This is a genomic window from Bradyrhizobium sp. CCGUVB1N3, assembly GCF_024199925.1.
Classification (GTDB): Bacteria; Pseudomonadota; Alphaproteobacteria; order Rhizobiales; family Xanthobacteraceae; genus Bradyrhizobium.
This window is the reverse complement of record NZ_JANADR010000001.1, coordinates 578,156-594,870: the sequence shown is the minus strand read 5'-3', so window position 1 is coordinate 594,870 and position 16,715 is coordinate 578,156. Positions and strand designations below refer to the sequence as shown.

17 protein-coding genes are annotated in these 16,715 nt (G+C 64.2%); 13 read left to right on the top strand and 4 right to left on the bottom strand.

The features are described from left to right. Window positions 1-969: a catechol 2,3-dioxygenase gene (locus NLM33_RS02670; protein WP_254094420.1), complete on the bottom strand. Its 969-nt coding sequence runs from the start codon at window positions 967-969 to the stop codon at window positions 1-3. Between the two features lie 443 nt (window positions 970-1,412). Here NLM33_RS02670 and NLM33_RS02665 point away from each other — a divergent pair, with 443 nt between their 5' ends. From NLM33_RS02665 to NLM33_RS02650, 4 genes are all read left to right on the top strand, one after another. Next, window positions 1,413-3,152 carry an ATP-binding protein gene (locus tag NLM33_RS02665; protein WP_254094418.1) on the top strand — a complete coding sequence of 580 codons (1,740 nt, stop codon included), beginning with the start codon at window positions 1,413-1,415 and terminating at the stop codon, window positions 3,150-3,152. Window positions 3,153-3,357: 205 nt separating this feature from the next. Continuing rightward, entirely contained in the window at window positions 3,358-3,939 is a 582-nt protein-coding gene (locus NLM33_RS02660) for a peroxidase-related enzyme (protein WP_254094416.1), read from the top strand. After that, window positions 3,936-4,433: an MgtC/SapB family protein gene (locus NLM33_RS02655; protein WP_371929894.1), complete on the top strand. Its 498-nt coding sequence runs from the start codon at window positions 3,936-3,938 to the stop codon at window positions 4,431-4,433. Before NLM33_RS02660 ends, NLM33_RS02655 begins: the two co-directional genes overlap by 4 nt. 179 nt (window positions 4,434-4,612) lie before the next feature. Further along, window positions 4,613-5,038, top strand: a complete 426-nt coding sequence (locus NLM33_RS02650) for a GFA family protein (RefSeq protein WP_254094414.1) — start codon at window positions 4,613-4,615, stop codon at window positions 5,036-5,038. Between the two features lie 61 nt (window positions 5,039-5,099). Here NLM33_RS02650 and NLM33_RS02645 read toward each other — a convergent pair whose 3' ends face one another. Further along, window positions 5,100-5,261 carry a hypothetical protein gene (locus tag NLM33_RS02645; protein WP_254094412.1) on the bottom strand — a complete coding sequence of 54 codons (162 nt, stop codon included), beginning with the start codon at window positions 5,259-5,261 and terminating at the stop codon, window positions 5,100-5,102. 417 nt (window positions 5,262-5,678) lie between these two features. Between NLM33_RS02645 and NLM33_RS02640 the strand changes: the two genes are divergently transcribed. Next, window positions 5,679-5,834: a hypothetical protein gene (locus NLM33_RS02640; RefSeq protein ID WP_198031773.1), complete on the top strand. Its 156-nt coding sequence runs from the start codon at window positions 5,679-5,681 to the stop codon at window positions 5,832-5,834. A gap of 14 nt (window positions 5,835-5,848) precedes the next feature. Here the strand turns inward: NLM33_RS02640 and NLM33_RS02635 are convergent, their stop codons facing one another. Further along, on the bottom strand, window positions 5,849-6,472 hold the full coding sequence (locus NLM33_RS02635; protein WP_254094410.1) for a ParB-like protein: 624 nt from the start codon (window positions 6,470-6,472) through the stop codon (window positions 5,849-5,851). Window positions 6,473-6,819: 347 nt separating this feature from the next. Here NLM33_RS02635 and NLM33_RS02630 point away from each other — a divergent pair, with 347 nt between their 5' ends. The 7 genes from NLM33_RS02630 to NLM33_RS02600 all read left to right on the top strand — a co-directional run bounded on the left by NLM33_RS02630 (window position 6,820) and on the right by NLM33_RS02600 (window position 11,886). After that, complete coding sequence (locus NLM33_RS02630; protein ID WP_254094408.1) at window positions 6,820-6,963, top strand: hypothetical protein; 144 nt, start codon at window positions 6,820-6,822, stop codon at window positions 6,961-6,963. Between the two features lie 112 nt (window positions 6,964-7,075). Next, a complete protein-coding gene (locus tag NLM33_RS02625) occupies window positions 7,076-7,423 on the top strand; it encodes a hypothetical protein (RefSeq protein WP_254094406.1) in 348 nt (115 codons plus the stop codon). Between the two features lie 222 nt (window positions 7,424-7,645). Next, window positions 7,646-7,933 (top strand): acyl carrier protein, encoded by a 288-nt coding sequence (locus NLM33_RS02620; RefSeq protein ID WP_254094404.1) that lies wholly within the window; start codon window positions 7,646-7,648, stop codon window positions 7,931-7,933. A gap of 10 nt (window positions 7,934-7,943) precedes the next feature. Next, window positions 7,944-8,414, top strand: coding sequence for a 3-hydroxyacyl-ACP dehydratase FabZ family protein (locus tag NLM33_RS02615; protein ID WP_027523670.1), 471 nt, complete (start codon window positions 7,944-7,946; stop codon window positions 8,412-8,414). Next, on the top strand, window positions 8,411-9,619 hold the full coding sequence (locus NLM33_RS02610; protein WP_254094402.1) for a beta-ketoacyl-ACP synthase: 1,209 nt from the start codon (window positions 8,411-8,413) through the stop codon (window positions 9,617-9,619). Before NLM33_RS02615 ends, NLM33_RS02610 begins: the two co-directional genes overlap by 4 nt. Window positions 9,620-9,667: 48 nt before the next feature. Then, a complete protein-coding gene (locus NLM33_RS02605) occupies window positions 9,668-10,945 on the top strand; it encodes a beta-ketoacyl-ACP synthase (protein WP_254094400.1) in 1,278 nt (425 codons plus the stop codon). Between the two features lie 8 nt (window positions 10,946-10,953). Further along, window positions 10,954-11,886 carry a lipid A biosynthesis lauroyl acyltransferase gene (locus NLM33_RS02600; protein WP_254094398.1) on the top strand — a complete coding sequence of 311 codons (933 nt, stop codon included), beginning with the start codon at window positions 10,954-10,956 and terminating at the stop codon, window positions 11,884-11,886. A gap of 39 nt (window positions 11,887-11,925) precedes the next feature. On the opposite strand, the gene NLM33_RS02595 is transcribed toward NLM33_RS02600, so the two are convergent. After that, window positions 11,926-13,638, bottom strand: a complete 1,713-nt coding sequence (locus NLM33_RS02595) for a winged helix-turn-helix domain-containing protein (protein WP_254094396.1) — start codon at window positions 13,636-13,638, stop codon at window positions 11,926-11,928. Between the two features lie 396 nt (window positions 13,639-14,034). On the opposite strand from NLM33_RS02595, the gene NLM33_RS02590 reads away from it, so the two are divergent. Continuing rightward, window positions 14,035-16,695 (top strand): autotransporter domain-containing protein, encoded by a 2,661-nt coding sequence (locus tag NLM33_RS02590; protein WP_254094394.1) that lies wholly within the window; start codon window positions 14,035-14,037, stop codon window positions 16,693-16,695. Window positions 16,696-16,715 lie beyond the last annotated feature (20 nt).

Below are 16,715 nucleotides of genomic sequence, written 5' to 3'. Positions count from 1 at the left end.
TCAGGCGTGCTTCTTGATCTCCACCGGCGGCGTGCCGTGGGTGTGGAAGGACTCGATCGTCTTCAGGCCCCACGCCTGGCCCTTCTTGCGCTCCTCCTCCGTCCACACGATCGGCTTCCAGTCGGGCGCGAGGATAAGGCGCGCGCCGGCGTTGGCGACTTCGACGCGGTTGCCGCCGGGCTCATAAACGTAGAGGAAGAAGGTCTGCTGGATCGCGTGCTTGTGCGGGCCGGTCTCGATGTAGACGCCGTTCTCCAGGAAGATGTCGGCAGCGCGCAAAATCTCTTCGCGACTGTCGAGCGCGTAGGTGACGTGATGGAAGCGGCCAGGCACGCCGGAGTGGTCGAGCGAATAAGCAAAATCGTAGCTCTTGTTCGACATCGTCAGCCACATCGCGGCTTCCCGGCCGTCGTTGAGCACGATCTGCTCGGTGAGGCGGCAGCCGAGATAGTTCTCGAAGAACTGGCGGTTCGCCTTGATATCGGCCGCGAGGCAGTTGAGATGGTCGAGGCGGCGGACGTTGACGCCGCGTGCGGGAAAGCGCTGGGCCTGGTTCTTCAGCGCGGGCTTCAGCTCGGGCGGCGCCTGATACCATTCGGTCTCGTAATAGAGCTCGACGATGTGGCCGTCGGGATCGCGGCAGCGGAAGGTCGGCCCCTGCCCCATGTCGCCGTCGATCCAGCCGATGTCGAAGCCCGATCCCTTGAGCGCGGCGACGCGCCGCTCCAGCGCCTGCTGGCTCCGCGCACGTAGCGCCATGTGACCCATGCCGGAGGTTTTCGACGACGTGAGTTTTAGCGAATAGCGTTCATAGTCATCCCAGCCGCGCAAATAGACCGACTCGCCTTGTCGTCCGCTGACGGTCATGCCCATGACGTCGACGAAGAATTTCAGGCTCTCGTCGGGCTTCGGCGTCAACAGCTCCATATGGCCGAGATGGGCGAGATCGAGGATCGGTTCAGGCTGCATCATTTCCTCCATGGCATGACGGGCGATCCGCTTTCCACGGATCCCGGAATTTCGACGCGGGCTTGCGGACGCAACGGCGGGACCTGCATGCGCGCGGGCAGCCCTGCCGGCCGCCGGTTCATTTGTACTAATGTACAAATGATTAGGTCTCGTCAACAAATAGAAGCCTCCCTCGTCCCGCATCGGGCCGCGCCGCTTTCGTGTCCGGACCAGGCCGGGCGGCTTTCCGAATGGTAAATCCTTCCTTACGCACCGACCGCTCGGCTGGCCCAGAAAAACGGCATTCTCCTACCGATTTTCGCGGCAAGTATGCACTTTGGTACAAATCTCCCGACCGAATTCTCGCGGATTTAACAAAGCGGCGGCGCTTCGCATTTAACCGTTTGTGCAGTGACGGCGCGCATAGTGACGCACAGGCCCTTTGTTGTTCCAGGTTCATCATCGTGACATCCTTTGGACGCGTGATTTCGGTACGCGGATCGCTTGCCCGGGTCGGGCTTTTGGCGGAAAGCCGGATGCCGATGGCGGAGGTGCGCGCCACCGTCGGACGCTTCGTCAGCATCCGCTGCGGCAGCTCGATCATCGTGGCCATGATCACCGAGGTCTCCTGCGAAAACCTCTCGAGCGCCGACAACTACATTGCCATCGCCTCCGTCGACCTGCTCGGCGAGATCCTCAATGCCAGCGACAAGGCCAAGTTCCAGCGCGGTGTCACCAACTACCCGACCATCGGCGATGCGGTCGACCTGATCACCAGCCAGGAGTTGCGCACGATCTACGCGCCGACCGGCACGGACCAGATCAATGTCGGTTTCCTGCAACAGGACCGCTCGGTCGTTGCTTATGTCGACGTCGAGGAAATGCTGTCCAAGCATTTTGCGGTGCTCGGCTCGACCGGCGTCGGCAAATCGACCGGCGTATCGCTGCTGCTCAACGAGATCCTCAAGGCGCGCCCGAACCTGCGCATCTTCCTGCTCGACGTCCACAACGAATATGGCCGCTGTTTCGGCGACCGTTCCCTGGTGCTCAACCCGCGGAACCTGAAGCTGCCGTTCTGGCTGTTCAATTTCGAGGAAATCGTCGACGTGCTATTTGCGGGCCGCCCTGGCGTGCCCGAAGAGCTCGACATCCTCGCCGAGGTCATTCCGATCGCGAAGGGGGTCTACACCCAGTACCAGAACTCCGACCGCCTCGGCCTCAAGCGCATCGATCCCAAGCAGGTCGGCTTCACCGTCGACACGCCGGTGCCCTACCGCCTCGTCGACCTGATCTCGCTGATCGACGAGCGCATGGGCAAGCTCGAAAACCGCTCCTCGCGCATCATCTATCACAAGCTGATCTCGCGCATCGAGGCGGTGCGCAACGATCCTCGCTATACCTTCATGTTCGACAACGCCAATGTCGGCGGCGACACCATGGCGGAGGTGATCAGCCACCTGTTCCGTCTGCCGGCCAACGGCAAGCCGATGACGGTGATGCAACTCGCCGGATTTCCGGTCGAGGTGATCGACTCCGTCGTATCGGTGCTGTGCCGCATGGCCTTCGATTTCGGCCTGTGGAGCGACGGCGTCTCGCCGCTGCTGTTCGTCTGCGAAGAGGCGCATCGCTATGCGTCCGCCGACCGCAACATCGGTTTCGGGCCGACCCGCAAGGCGGTGTCACGCATTGCCAAGGAAGGTCGCAAATACGGCGTCTATCTCGGCCTCATCACCCAGCGTCCGGCCGAGCTCGACGCCACCATCATTTCCCAGTGCAACACGCTGTTCACGATGCGCCTGGCCAACGACCGCGACCAGGCGCTGCTCCGCGCCGCGGTGTCGGATGCGGCCGCGAACCTGCTCTCCTTCGTTCCCTCGCTCGGCACCCGTGAGGTGCTGGCGTTCGGCGAAGGCGTGGCACTGCCGACGCGGTTGCGCTTCAAGGAGGTGCCGCCGCATCAATTGCCGCGCGGCGAGGCGACCATCAGCAGCGTTCCCTCGGTCACCGCCGGTCACGACATGCATTTCGTCGGCGCCGTGCTGGAGCGCTGGCGCGGCGCGACCTCGCAACGCGATACGCCGAACGATCCAGTGTTCTCGGCGCCGCCCGCGAAGACGCTCTCCAACCTCGAGACCCCGATGCTCCAGCCGGCGATGGGGCTCGACCCCGATCGCTTCTCGCTGTTGAAGAAGCCGTTGCGGTAAGGGGCGGATACCGCTTCCCCAAATTCCGCTGTCATGCCCCGGCTTGACCGGGGCATCCAGTACGCCGCAGCCTCTCCATATCCCATCGCCGTCTCTGGAATACTGATCGCCCGATCAAGTGGGGCGATGACAGCGAGTATGTGGCACATTGAGGCGTCCGCCGGCATCGACTATGTTTGCCGGCCCCAAGCCGGAATCCACGACCATGACAAAGCCCGCCACGCAACGCTTTCCCGCTCCCGCGCTCGACACGCTGCCAGAGGACATCCGCACGCGCCTCCTCGCCGTGCAGGAGAAGAGCGGCTTCGTGCCGAACGTGTTCCTGACGCTGGCCTACCGGCCGGACGAGTTCCGCGCCTTCTTCGCCTATCACGACGCGCTGATGGAGAAGGATTCCGGCCTCACCAAGGCCGAGCGCGAGATGATCGTGGTGGCGACCTCGGCCGCCAACCAGTGCCAGTATTGCGTGATCGCGCACGGTGCGATCCTGCGCATCCGCGCCAAGAATCCAGTGATCGCCGACCAGGTCGCGGTGAACTACCGCAAGGCCGATATCACGCCGCGGCAGAAAGCGATGCTCGATTTCGCGATGAAAGTCTCGGCCGACGCACAGCGGATTTCCGAGGAGGATTTTGCGGCGCTTGCCCCACACGGCTTCAGCGACGACGACATCTGGGATATCGCTGCGATATCGGCGTTCTTCGCGCTGTCGAACCGGCTCGCGAACTTCACGGGCATGCGGCCGAACGACGAGTTTTACCTGATGGGACGCCTGCCGAAGCAATGATCGCCTCGCTCGACTGGCAGGAGATCGTGCTGCGGCTTGGCACCGCCACGCTCGCAGGCTGCGCCATCGGCCTCAACCGCGACCTGCATGGCAAACCGATCGGGTTGAAGACGCTCGGCATCGTCGGTCTGTCGACTGCGACCGTGGTGTTGCTCGCCGTCCAGTTCGCCGAGCCCGGCAAGATCAGCGATGCTGCGAGCCGCGTGATCCAGGGCATTTTGACCGGCATCGGCTTTCTCGGCGCCGGCGTCATCGTCCATGAGAGCCGCCGGTTTCGCGTGCGCGGCCTGACCAGCGCCGCCTGCACCTTCCTCGCTGCCTGCCTCGGGATTGCCTGCGGCGCCGGAGAGTGGCCGATCGTCGGCACGGCGTTCGTCCTGGCTTTCCTGATCCTCACCGTCGGTAACCGCATCGAGCACTGGCTGCACCGCGCGCTCGGCGGCAGGGAGGAGCAGCATGATGCGGACGCGCGCGGGGGCGAGGACGTGAGCTGAAGACCGCACACGTCCGGCGGAGATCGCAACAGTGCGACGCAAACCTGCCGCATCTTCCAAGGGCCGCCGGCCATGCTGACAACACGTTGGCAGCAGCGCTCGCTTAAGCCTTCCTTGGGCGCCGCCAATACACGCGCCAGGACCTGCGGTGGCTTCCGAACAGCGAGGATGAGGTGATCATGACGGACCGTACAGGCGGATGCGCGTGTGGCGCGATCCGGTTCAAAATCTCCGCGCCGCTGATGGGCGTCGGCGTCTGCCACTGCACCGACTGTCAAAAGGCTTCGGGCGGCGGGCCGAACTATGTCGCGCTTGCGCCAAAGGCCGCCCTCGAAATCACGAAGGGCGAGGCACGGATTTACGTCTGCAAGGGCGACAGCGGCGGTGATGTCGGTCGCGCCTTTTGTCCGGGGTGCGGGTCTCCGCTGTGGAGCTTGCCTCCCCATGCGCCGTTCGCGACTATCAAGCTCGGCGCGCTCGACAGCAATTCAGACTTGACGCCTGACCTGCATCTCTACACGTCGTCAGCACCGCCTTGGCACCTGATGCACGATGGCCTGCCGACTTTCCCCAAGATGCCGCCATCCCCGCCGCCGGGAGCGTGAGCCACCGGCGTTGACGTCCGGGCGTACCACCGCTGCGTTGCTTGCAGCGGCGGCTGCTGCGCTACTGCGCTTGCTTCGCCATCAACTCGAGCGCCGGGGCAAAGCGTTCGGCAAACGTCGCTGCCTTGGCCTCGCGAGCTGCGGCAAGCGAGGCCGAGATGAAAGTGTGAAACCCTACTGTGGCGACCGCGAGCAAGGCGGCGGCGAAGACCAGACGACGCATTCCTCCCTCCTTTGTGGGCTCGACTGCCCCCGAGGATGGGACGGCTTTGTTTCAGGATCTCTTCGTGCGGCCGGAAAATGATTTCGCTCAAGAGACTGTGATGAGGTCCGGCCCGCAAGGGCGCTCCGGCAAACAACGGAATACCTTCGTATAGCCCGCTCATTCCTTCTTATGCTCTCTGCATAGGGTCGTACAATTGAACGACGTTGAGAGGTTCATATATTCAGGACTAGTCCAAAACGACACACGAACGGCGCGAACTTCACTCTCGAAAGGCGCGACCAACAATAGTTACCGTCGTTTTACAGTGGGCGCAAGCACGTTGGGAATTTTGCGCTCGGGATCACGATAGTGAATCGCAAGACTGCCGTGACAAGCAGCTCTTGTTGGAATGCAGGTTCGTCGAGGAACACTCAAATGAACGTCTTCGTTCAGAAGCTCAATGGTCTGTGGCACCTGATCGTCGGATCGTGTCAGATCCGAACTCCTTTTCTGGAAACCCAGGATCGCGAGTTGGTCGTGACTTACGCCCGGCGCGTCTACCCCGGCGCCAAGATCTTCCAGCGCGACTGATGTGAGCGTCGCGCCTAATCCTCCGATGCCGGTCCGCACCAACCGGGCAGATAGATCGCGTCCTTGATCTTTGCGGCAGCCAGCGCCTTCTCCATTGCCTTGTCGAAATTGGCGTCGACCGCCTTGCGCGACAGCTTTCGACGCAAATAGTCGGCCCACAGGAATTCGGAGAACGGCGTGGTGTCCTTGGCGAAGCCGCCCATGCGGCGGAGTTCGCCGGCGAGGCTGCGGAACGGATCGTCCTTGAGATCGGCAACCGATTTCGGCAGGTCCTTGAAATGCCGCCGCTCGCCCTTGGTGTCGTAGGGGTAGACCCAGCGCTTGTTGTCCATCACGCCCCAGAAGGCCTCCCGCTCGACCATTCTGAGGTCGCCAACGATCGTCACCAGAACGTCCTTGACGCCCTCGTCATGCAGTGCGCGGGCCAGATGATGATGGTCGATGACGTAGTAGCGCTGGTCCGGCCCGTAGACCACGGGGATCATGTGCTTGCCCAGCGCGTCCGCCTGCTTCTCCTTGTCCTGCTCACGCCAGCGCTTGCGCTTCTCCTTGACCTCGCGCATGCCGACCGTCATCTGCGTCGGCCTCAGCGACAGGATCGGCACCGGATGCACTCTGGGCTCGCGCGTGTTGGTCATGATCGAAAACCCCTCAAAGGTTGCAAAGAACGTCCTGAACTCCGTACGATTTATGCCATGACGGCCGGGACGGCAAATGCCGCTACGGCGTGAAGAGATCGATCGAGACGCTATCGACCACGGGCTATGGCGACATGCACCCGCACAGCCATTACGGCCCCTCATTGCGACGGTCGAATTCACCGGCATCTTCTCGATGTCGCTGTGACCGGGCTAATCTTCGCCCGCTTCTCGCGGCCGAGCGCGCGGCTGTTGTTCGCCCAAAATCCAGGGATCTCGCCGCACGAGGGCAAGCCGACACTGATCAACAGGACGAGACGAGCAGGCTGGATGGTGCGGCGCAAACGGTGCATGCTCGCAAATCCTGCGAGCATCTCGATATCAGGTTCGGCCGCCGCTATGCCGACGTCCTCGATACGCAGGACGATGGACGGCTGCGCATCGACTACGGCAGGTTCCACCAAACACTGGAAACGACCGGCGAAGGATAATTCCGAATGCGCAGATGCACGCTGTATTTGCGAAGATTTTCTGCAACGCCTCGCGGCCGTGTGCTATCTAAATTTCGCTGCTTTGAAAGCTGATCCGCGACCGATCCTTGGCATGAAAACCCAGCGGCCCATAACCTCGGACGACGAGCACCGGGTGCTCCAGTTCAGGCCGCGCAGCCAGCTCCAGGGCGTGCCCCGGCGGGGGAACGGGACCGTGCAGCCATTGCAGGCCCAGCCCGCGCCGGAACCGCTCGACCTCTCGCGTTACGAGCAGCCCCGCGACGAGCCGGACAACTTCCGCCACCGCATGCTCGCCAATATCGCAGCCCTCGCCTTCACCATCGCGCTCACCGCGATCGGGATCTGGCTCGCGGTCAGCATTGCCGACCTCAGGCGGACCCAGGATTGCGTGCTGATGGGCCGGCGCGACTGCGTGAAGATCACGACGCCGCATATCTAGGCAGTCCGGCCGGAGCTGCCCCGATTCACCGGGCTCCGACCGGCATCCCCAGCCCTGTCCTTAGGCCCTGCCCGGCTCCATTGAACTCAGGCCGGCCGTCCGATATACGGGCACTCGACCCGGCCAGAGGGCGTTTGAGGGCATCACTCGGGGCGCGATGCCCGCCCACCGTGCCTCTCTGGAACATCTGACAAATACCCGCAATATATCAAAGGCTTAGTGATGTCCTCTACATTCGATCAGGTCGCCACGATCATCGCTGAAACCTGCGACATCCCGCGCGACACGATCACGCCGGATAGCCACGCCATCGACGATCTGGGCATCGACAGCCTCGATTTCCTGGACATCGCGTTCGCGATCGACAAGCAGTTCGGCATCAAGCTGCCACTGGAGAAGTGGACCCAGGAGGTCAACGACGGCAAGGCGACCACCGAGCAGTATTTCGTGCTGAAAAACCTGTGCGCGCGCATCGACGAGCTGGTGGCGGCCAAGGGCGCGAGCACCTGATCGCGCGACCATGCAACTCGAATACTTCCACATGATCGATCGCATCGTCGACCTCAACGTCGACGAGAAGCGGATCGTCGTCGAGGCGCTCGTTCCGAAGGAAAGCACCATCTTCGAGGGACACTTTCCGGGCTATCCCCTGATGCCCGGCGTGCTCCTGATCGAATCGATGGCGCAGGCCTCGGGCTGGCTGCAGCTCGGCGTGTTGAAGTTCGAGCGCATGCCGATCCTCGCCGCCGTAAAGGAGGCCAAGGTCCGCGGCTCGGTCTTCCCCGGCGATCTCATGAGCATCGAGGCGACCCTCGCCCATGAGGGCTCGGGCTACGCCATGACCGAAGCCAAGATCAGGGTCGGCGGCAAGCTGCGCGCGAATTCGACGCTCACCTTCACGCAGATTCCCTTCCCCAATGCGGATATGCGCAGCTACATGGACGCGTTCGCCAAGCGCATCGGCTTTCCGCAACAGGCCGTTTCGCCATGACTGACACTCCCGCTTCGAAGCCCGGCCAGACGGAAGTCTGGATCACCGGTATTGGGCTCGCCACTTCGCTCGGCGAAGGGCTGGACGCCAACTGGGCCGCGCTCGGCGAGCGGCGCATCAACGTCGACGAGAAGGGATTTGCCCCTTTCATCGTGCATCCCCTGATGCCGGTCAGTTTCGACAGCCAGATCCCGAAGAAGGGCGACCAGCGCCAGATGGAAGCCTGGCAGCGCATCGGCACCTATGCCGCGGGCCTGGCGCTCGATTCGGCCGGGATCAAAGGCAACAAGGACATTCTGTCCAAGATCGACATGGTGGTCGCGGCCGGCGGCGGCGAGCGCGATCTCAACGTCGATACCGGCGTGCTCACGGCCGAGGCCAAGGGCGCCAATGCGCCCGGCTTCCTCAACGAGCGGCTGATGAGCGATCTGCGGCCGACGCTGTTCCTGGCCCAGCTCTCCAACCTGCTCGCCGGCAACATCGCGATCGTGCACGGTCTCGGCGGCACCTCGCGCACCTTCATGGGTGAAGAGGTGGCGGGCGCGGATGCCACGCGCATCGCACTGGCGCGGATCGCCTCTGGCGAGAGCGACATTGCGCTGGTCGGCGGCTCGCATAATGGCGAGCGCAAGGACCTGATGGTCCTCTACGAGTTCGGCGACTTCAATCTCAAGGACAATTTCGCCCCCGTCTGGGCGCGCAAGGACCACGCCGGCTTCGCGCTCGGCTCGGCCGGTGCGTTCCTTGTGCTGGAATCGAAGGCCCATGCGGAAGCGCGCGGTGCAAAACCGTTCGCGAAGCTGACGAGCGTGGTGGCCGATCTCGCCAGGCGCAAGCAGCCGGGCGAATTGACCGCGACGCTTCAGAAGCTGTGGTCGAAGCTCCCCAGGCGCGAGGGCAATGGTGCGATCATTACGGGTGCAACCGGCGCTGAGCCGGCGACAGCCGAGGAGCGCGCCTTCCTCGAGAGCCATGCGGACTTCCCGGTTCGCGCCACCGGTACCATGTTCGGCCACACCATGGAGACGCAGTTCCCGCTCGGGATTGCGCTCGCCGCACTGTCGCTCTCGCGCGGAGCCCTGTTCCCGCCGAACGATTCGACCGGCCTCGAGATTGAAATGCAGTCGGCTCCGACCCAGATTGTGGTGGTGGGAGCCGGACACTGGCGCGGCGAAGGCATGGCGCTGGTGGAAGCAGTCAGCTAACACGCGTTCGGCTGGTTGTTTGGGACGATTGAGACGAGCGGGGGAATCATGACAGCACCACGCGACAAATTCGGACGGCCCGTCGTCGTCGTCACCGGCATGGGCATCATGACCTCGCTCGGCGCCGGCAAGGCCGACAACTGGTCGAAGCTCGTTGCCGGGCAATCCGGCATCCGCACCATCACGCGCTTTCCGACCGACGGGCTGAAGACGACGATGGCCGGCACGGTCGATTTCGTCAGCGTCGATCCGTTCTCCTCCACCGGCCTCTCCGAACGGATGGCCGAGATGGTCACGGAGGAAGCGCTCGATCAGGCCGGCATCGGCGCCAAGGGCGACTTCCCGGGTCCGCTGTTCCTGGCGGTTGCGCCGGTCGAGGTCGAATGGCCGCAGCGCCGCGAGCTCGGCCGCGCCGTCGGCAAGCCCGACTTCACCTACGATGATCTGCTGCGCATCTCCGGCGGCGGCAAGTACAACGCCTATCATCACCGCTTCATGTTCGGCTCGGTCGCGGCCTATCTCGCCGAGACCTTCGGCACCAAGGGCTCGCCGATCTCGCTGTCGACGGCCTGCGCCTCGGGCGCGACCTCGATCCAGCTCGGCGTCGAGGCGATCCGCCGCGGCGAGACCGATGCTGCGCTGTGCGTCGCAACCGACGGCACCGTGAATCCCGAAGCCCTGGTGCGCTTCTCGCTGCTCTCCGCGCTCTCCACGCAGAACGAACCGCCGCAGGCCGCTTCGCGGCCGTTCTCGAAGAATCGCGACGGTTTCGTCATGGCCGAAGGCGCAGGCGCCCTCGTGCTGGAGAGCTACGAGGCTGCGACCGCGCGCGGCGCAAAAATCCTCGGCGTGATCGCCGGCTGCGGCGAGCTCACCGATTCCTTCCATCGCACCCGCTCTTCGCCCGATGGGAAGCCGATCATCGGCTGCATGAACAAGACGCTGGCCGATGCCGGCATGACGCCGGACCAGATCGACCACATCAACGCCCACGGCACCGCGACGCCCGAAAACGACAAGATGGAATTCAACACGACATCGGCCGTATTCGGCGAGCTCGCGCAGAAGATTCCGGTCACCTCCAACAAGTCGATGGTTGGCCACACCATCTCGGCCGCCGGCGCGGTGGAAGCGATCTTCTCGCTGCTCACGCTCGAGCACCAGCGCATCCCGCCGACGATCAACTACGAGACGCCGGATCCCACGATCCTGTTCGACGTCGTCGGCAACACCGCGCGCGATGCCCGCGTCACCGCGGTGATGTCGAACTCGTTCGGCTTCGGCGGCCAGAACGCGTCCCTGATCCTGACCCGCGAACCGGCCTGACCGGACGCATGTCGCTGCTTCCTGCGAGCACGAAGGCCCGGGCGCGGGAGGCTGCGAAATCGATCAGCGGGAGCCTGATCGGCGCCGCTACCGTCGGCATGCTGCGCACCACGCGCTATTTCGATCCGCTCAAGACCTCGAACTTCTTTTCCCGCGTCACCCGCCTGATCGGCCCTCGCCTGCGCGAGCACAGGATCGCGCGCGCCAATCTGTCGGCGGCTTTCCCGGAGAAATCGCCCGAGGAGATCGAAACAATCCTGATGGGCGTGTGGGACAGTCTCGGTCGCTACGGCGCCGAGTTCGCCCATATCGATCGTGTCTGGGACTATGATCGCGCCCACCCGGAGAACAGCCGCATCGAGCTGCCGCCGCGGACAATCGAGCTGTTCGACCAGATCAGGGATGATGGCAAGCCGGCGCTGATCTTCACCTCACATCTTGCCATGTGGGAGCTACCGGCGCTCGCCGCCGTCGCTCACGGCCTTGACGCTGCGATCCTCTATCGCCGCCCGAACATCGCCTCGGCCGACCGCATCATCCAGGAGATGCGCCAGGTCAACATGGGCACGCTGATCCCTGCAGGGCGCGACGCGCCGTTTCGGCTTGGCGAAGCGCTCAGGAACGGCCAGCACGTCGCCATGTTGGTCGATCAGTATCTGACCGGCGGCGTCGAGGTCACCTTCTTCGGCCGCAAGACCCGCGCCAATCCGATGCTGGCGCGGCTCCTGCGCCAGGTCGAATGCCCCATCCACGGCGTGCGCATCATCCGCCTGCCCGGCTATCGCTTCCGCGCCGAGCTGACCGAGGAGATCGCGCCGGTGCGCGATGCAGACGGCAAGATCGACGTCCAGGGCACGACACAGGCGATCACGAACGTGGTGGAAGGCTGGGTCCGCGAATATCCGGAGCAGTGGCTCTGGCTGCACCGGCGGTGGCGGTAGCTTCTCCATCATTGCGAGCGAAGCGAAGCAATCCAGGCTTTAGCGCGTCGGCAATCCGATCTCGACCTGGATTCCGAGCAGCCTATCCATCCCGGCAATAAAGGCCTGGCTGGCATTCTTGGTCGGCAGCGCGATGTTGACGGTACTCGAACCGGGCCGCAGCGCCAGTCCCCTCACCATCTCCGCCTTCGCCTCTTCATAGCGGCCGAGCTTGTAATAGACCGCTGCCAGCAGCATCTGGCTGCGCCCGGTACCCGCTGTGATCGCAAGTGATCGTTCAAGCCATGGCAATGCTTCGGCGTAGCGTTCCGTCAGGGCGTAGACGAGTCCCGTGCCGAGCAGCCAGGTCCATCGCGAGACCTGCGGCGTACCGTAGTCGTCGGCCTGCCTGAAGGTCGACAAAGCATCGTCGAAGCGGCCCTGCAGCATTTGCGTCAGACCGAGATTATACAGCGCCGTTCCGTGCCAGGGATCGAAGCTCAACGCTCGCGCGCAGGCGACAAGGCTTTCAGAGAGGCTGTTGGTCGCCGTCAGGAAGCGGCAATAGGCTTCGAGCACAGGCACGTAGCCGGCCTTCGCGCGCAGGGCGTGTTCGAGCATCGCACGCGCGCGGCTCTCCGTTGCAGCAACATCCGCCGGGTCGTACCACACCGACTGAATGCCGCGCATCAGATGGCTCGCCAGCGCAACCTCGATGTCGACATTGTCGGGATCCGCCGCCAACGCCTTCTCCAGCATCGCCTGCGCAGCGCTGAAGCGCTCGTGCGAGGTCTGGTTGATCACCGCGCTGGCCTGCTCGATCGCCACCCTGGCGCGGCCGGCGGCAAGCTCGGCATCACGGCCGCTCGGGGCGGCACCACTGACGAGGGCGTTGATGCGAAGCGCGAGGGGATGGCCGATGCCCGCTGCGAGCCGCATTTGCTGAAGCGCCGGCCCTCCCTCGTCTGCGACCACCGCCGTTCCTGCCCAGCGCACTTCGCCCGTGGCAGAGGCGATCATGCGCGCCCTCACCTCCCATCCGCCGGTCGTCTTCTGCACTTCGCCGCTCACCACCAGATCGGCGGAAACGGCTGACGTCACCTGCGGTGCAGCCGGAGCGGTTGACTGCGGGGCCACCACGCGAATTCCATCGATCTTCGCGAGCCCGTTGGTGAGGCGGCCGGTCACTTCGGCCGCCATCGCGACCTGCTCGGCGTCGCCGCTGGCGGCAGCGATCGGCGTCACGGAGATGACCGGAGGCTTTGGCGTGAAGATGAACCGGGGCGCGAGGATCGGCGCGGCGGTGGCGAGCCCCACAAGGGTGACCAGGGCGGCGGCGACGGCGAACGCCGCCGGACCGCGCATGGCAAAGCGCGACCGAATGGTGGGGGGCTGAGCCGCAACGTCCGGCACAATGGCCGGCGGCGGCGCCTCCGGCGCCACGGGATCGCTGACGGGAATGGCATCCGAAGCGCGCGAGACTGCGACATCGAAGAGATAGCCACGTCCCGAGACCAGTCGGATCAGCTCACGCTTCTCATCGCCAAGGGCGGCACGGATCTCGCGGATGCATTGAAACAGGCTATCGTCGCTGACATGGACGTCGGGCCAGAGCGCCTCGATCAGCTCCTGCTTGGACAGCACCCGCCCGGCGTTGGTCGCAAGCAGCTCCAGCATGTCGAATGATTTCGGCCGGAGCCTGATCGTTTCGCCATTGCGTCCACGCAGCTCGGCGCGCTGCGGATCGAGTTCAAAGTCAGCAAAATGAAACACGACACGACAATTTTCTTATGCGCGGTGGCAAGCCGGACGACGGATAGCAGCATAACTCCGCAATGTCATGGGAATACCGCTTCTTCCCCGGCTTGAGACGTCAACACGCGTAGACGCCAACCGCCCCACGGGGTGGCCGTGGCCTGCCCTGCGAAACATTCTGAAACAACGGCGGCGTGACAAAATGTGGCTTTTCCGCACCAAACCCACCCCAAACAGCAGCTTTCAGCAAAATTTCAGAAACTTCCGAGCGCGCCTTCAGGACTTCGGTTCGACGGCATGAGACTGCCTGACGGGAGGGGAATCGACGTCGCACAATTGTGGCGCGCCGACGCGTCCCTTCGGAGGTGACGCGAGCGGTGGGTCAGGCCCCTCGCCCGAAAGCGAAGTGGGACGATGCGCATTCTGAATTCACGATTGTCCAGGCTCGGCGGCGCCGCCGTCCTTGCCGCCGCGATGTTTGCTGTCGCCCCTGCGGCCGCCCAAACGGTTATCCCGGCGGGGACCACCGTCACTGTCTCAGACCCGACGACAGCTCCATTTTACTATTCCGGCGTCCAGATCGACGGCAGCCTGGTCATCTCCAACGGCGCCCTCGTCTATTCCGGCAATTACAGCTACATCGCGACGACCGCGTCGAACACCGGCACCCTGTCCGTGGACGGCTCCGGATCGATCTTCGACTTGTATTACCACGATCTCAACGTCGCGACCGCCACAGGCGCGAACGCCGTCATCTCGGTGACCAACGGGGGCACGATCCAGACCTACTCGAACGTGAATACCGGGTTAGCCAGCGGGACCACCACGACCATCACCGTGGACGGGGCAGGCTCAACGTTCACGACCGGCTTCCAGGTCAGCCTGTCGGCTGCTGCCGGTTCGGTGACGACGCTGAACATCTCGAACGGCGGCACGTTCTACGCTCAATATTACCAGTGCTGCGATTCGAACGGCAGCGGCGTGATCTTCATCGGCGTCAACGGCACCGCCACCGTCAGCGTAACGGGCACTAACTCGCTGCTCAGGGCGGACGGCAACATCTCGATCGGAAGCACCTATCCGAACACCTACGGCTCGACCGGCACCGGTGTCCTGACCTTGTCCGATGGCGGCACGGTGATGGCGGGTTACGGCTATAGCGGTCTCTATGTCGCAACCAATGCCGGCTCGACCGGTACGATCAACATCGGTTCGGCCGCAGGCAGCGCAGCCACCGCGCCGGGATATGTCACGGCGTCCCTCATCCAGTTCGGTGACGGCAACGGCAGCATCGTGTTCAATCACACCTCGGACAACTATGTGTTCTCCACGCCGATCTACGGCGCCGGCTCGCTGACCAATCTGAGCGGCACCACTGTGCTGACGGGCTTCAATGCCTATACCGGAGCAACGACGGTGGCCGGCGGCGTTCTCGATGTCGAGGGCTCGATCGCCGGGAGTGCGACCACCGTCACCGGCGGCACGCTGACCGGCGCGGGCACGGTCGGCGACGTCACCGTCGCCAACGGCGGTGTGCTCGCTCCCGGCACGCCCGGCGTAACCGGCAGCACGCTCACCGTCAGCGGCAATCTCGTGATGCAAGCGGGTTCGACCTATCAGGTTGCAATCAACCCGACGACTGCGAGCATCGCCAATGTGCAGGGCACGGCGACCCTGGGCGGCACCGTGCTCGCGAGCTTCGGATCCGGCACCTACACCACCAGGACCACCTACGAGATTCTGCAGGCGTGGAGCATCGTCGGCACCTTCAGCGGCGTGACCGGCACCAATCCGAATTTCTCGGAAACCCTGAGCTACAGCCCGTACACCGTCTCCATGACCGTCAGCGCGTCGCTCGGCGGCGGCAGCAATCTGAACGCCAACCAGCAGGCGGTCGCCAACCAGATCAACACGATCTTCAACAATGGCGGCTCGCTGCCGTCGAGCTTTTTGTCCCTGTTCGGACTGACCGGAAGCAGCCTCACCACAGCGTTGTCGCAGGCCACAGGCGAGAGCGCGACGGGGACGCAGCAAGGCACGTTCAACGCCATGAGCCAGTTCATGGGCGCGATGATGGATCCGTCTCTTGCCGGCCGCGGCGATCCGGCAGGCGGCACAGGCCCGTCGGCTTTCGCGGATGAGCGCATCGCCTATGCCTCGAGCGGCCGCAGCCGGAGCGAGCGTGACGCCTATGCCGCGATGTCGGCTAAGGCGCCCGTGGCGCCCTCCTTCGAACAGCGCTGGAGCGTCTGGGCCTCCGCCTTTGGCGGATCGCAAACCACCAGTGGTAATGTCGCGGCGGGATCGAATAACACAAGCAGCAGCCTCTACGGCACCGCGGTCGGCGCCGACTATCGGTTCTCGCCGAACACGGTGGCGGGCTTTGCACTCGCCGGTGGCGGCACCAATTTCAGCGTAAACGGGCTCGGCTACGGCCGCTCGGACCTGTTCCAGGCCGGCGCCTTTGTCCGCCACACCATTGGCCCTGCCTATATCTCGGCCGCGCTGGCCTATGGCTGGCAGGACATCACCACCGATCGCACCGTCACCATCGCCGGTGTCGATCACCTGCGCGCCCAGTTCAATGCCAATGCCTGGAGCGGCCGGCTCGAGGGCGGCTATCGTTTCGTCACGCAAAGCGTCGGCCTGACGCCCTACGCCGCCGGCCAGTTCACCACCTTCGATCTTCCGGCCTACGCGGAGCAGGTCGTCTCCGGTGCCAACACATTCGCGCTCGCCTATGGGAGCAAGAGCGTCACCGATACACGCAGCGAGCTCGGCCTGCGCGCGGACCGCGCATTCGCGGCCGACGGCGGCATCTTCACGCTGCGCGGCCGCCTCGCCTGGGCGCATGATTTCAATCCGGACCGCGCGGCCACCGCGACCTTCCAGAGCCTGCCCGGCGCGAGCTTTGTCGTGAACGGTGCGGCACTGGCCAGCGACTCCGCACTGGTCACGGCATCGGCCGAGAAGAAATGGCTGAACGGCTGGTCGGCCGCAACGACGTTCGAAGGCGAATTCTCCAACGTCACCCGCTCCTACGCCGGCAAGGGCGTCGTGCGTTATGCGTGGTAGGCGGCGTCGCTCCCGGCGAG

Excerpts from the sequence above, each read along its gene's own strand:
- NLM33_RS02620 (WP_254094404.1), top strand. The coding sequence starts at position 7,646 with ATGTCCTCTACATTCGATCAGGTCGCCACGATCATCGCTGAAACCTGC.
- NLM33_RS02655 (WP_371929894.1), top strand. The coding sequence starts at position 3,936 with ATGATCGCCTCGCTCGACTGGCAGGAGATCGTGCTGCGGCTTGGCACC.
- NLM33_RS02660 (WP_254094416.1), top strand. The coding sequence starts at position 3,358 with ATGACAAAGCCCGCCACGCAACGCTTTCCCGCTCCCGCGCTCGACACG.
- NLM33_RS02605 (WP_254094400.1), top strand. The coding sequence starts at position 9,668 with ATGACAGCACCACGCGACAAATTCGGACGGCCCGTCGTCGTCGTCACC.
- NLM33_RS02615 (WP_027523670.1), top strand. The coding sequence starts at position 7,944 with ATGCAACTCGAATACTTCCACATGATCGATCGCATCGTCGACCTCAAC.
- NLM33_RS02645 (WP_254094412.1), bottom strand. The coding sequence starts at position 5,261 with ATGCGTCGTCTGGTCTTCGCCGCCGCCTTGCTCGCGGTCGCCACAGTA.
- NLM33_RS02670 (WP_254094420.1), bottom strand. The coding sequence starts at position 969 with ATGCAGCCTGAACCGATCCTCGATCTCGCCCATCTCGGCCATATGGAG.
- NLM33_RS02640 (WP_198031773.1), top strand. The coding sequence starts at position 5,679 with ATGAACGTCTTCGTTCAGAAGCTCAATGGTCTGTGGCACCTGATCGTC.
- NLM33_RS02610 (WP_254094402.1), top strand. The coding sequence starts at position 8,411 with ATGACTGACACTCCCGCTTCGAAGCCCGGCCAGACGGAAGTCTGGATC.
- NLM33_RS02635 (WP_254094410.1), bottom strand. The coding sequence starts at position 6,472 with ATGACCAACACGCGCGAGCCCAGAGTGCATCCGGTGCCGATCCTGTCG.
- NLM33_RS02650 (WP_254094414.1), top strand. The coding sequence starts at position 4,613 with ATGACGGACCGTACAGGCGGATGCGCGTGTGGCGCGATCCGGTTCAAA.
- NLM33_RS02600 (WP_254094398.1), top strand. The coding sequence starts at position 10,954 with ATGTCGCTGCTTCCTGCGAGCACGAAGGCCCGGGCGCGGGAGGCTGCG.
- NLM33_RS02590 (WP_254094394.1), top strand. The coding sequence starts at position 14,035 with ATGCGCATTCTGAATTCACGATTGTCCAGGCTCGGCGGCGCCGCCGTC.
- NLM33_RS02625 (WP_254094406.1), top strand. The coding sequence starts at position 7,076 with ATGAAAACCCAGCGGCCCATAACCTCGGACGACGAGCACCGGGTGCTC.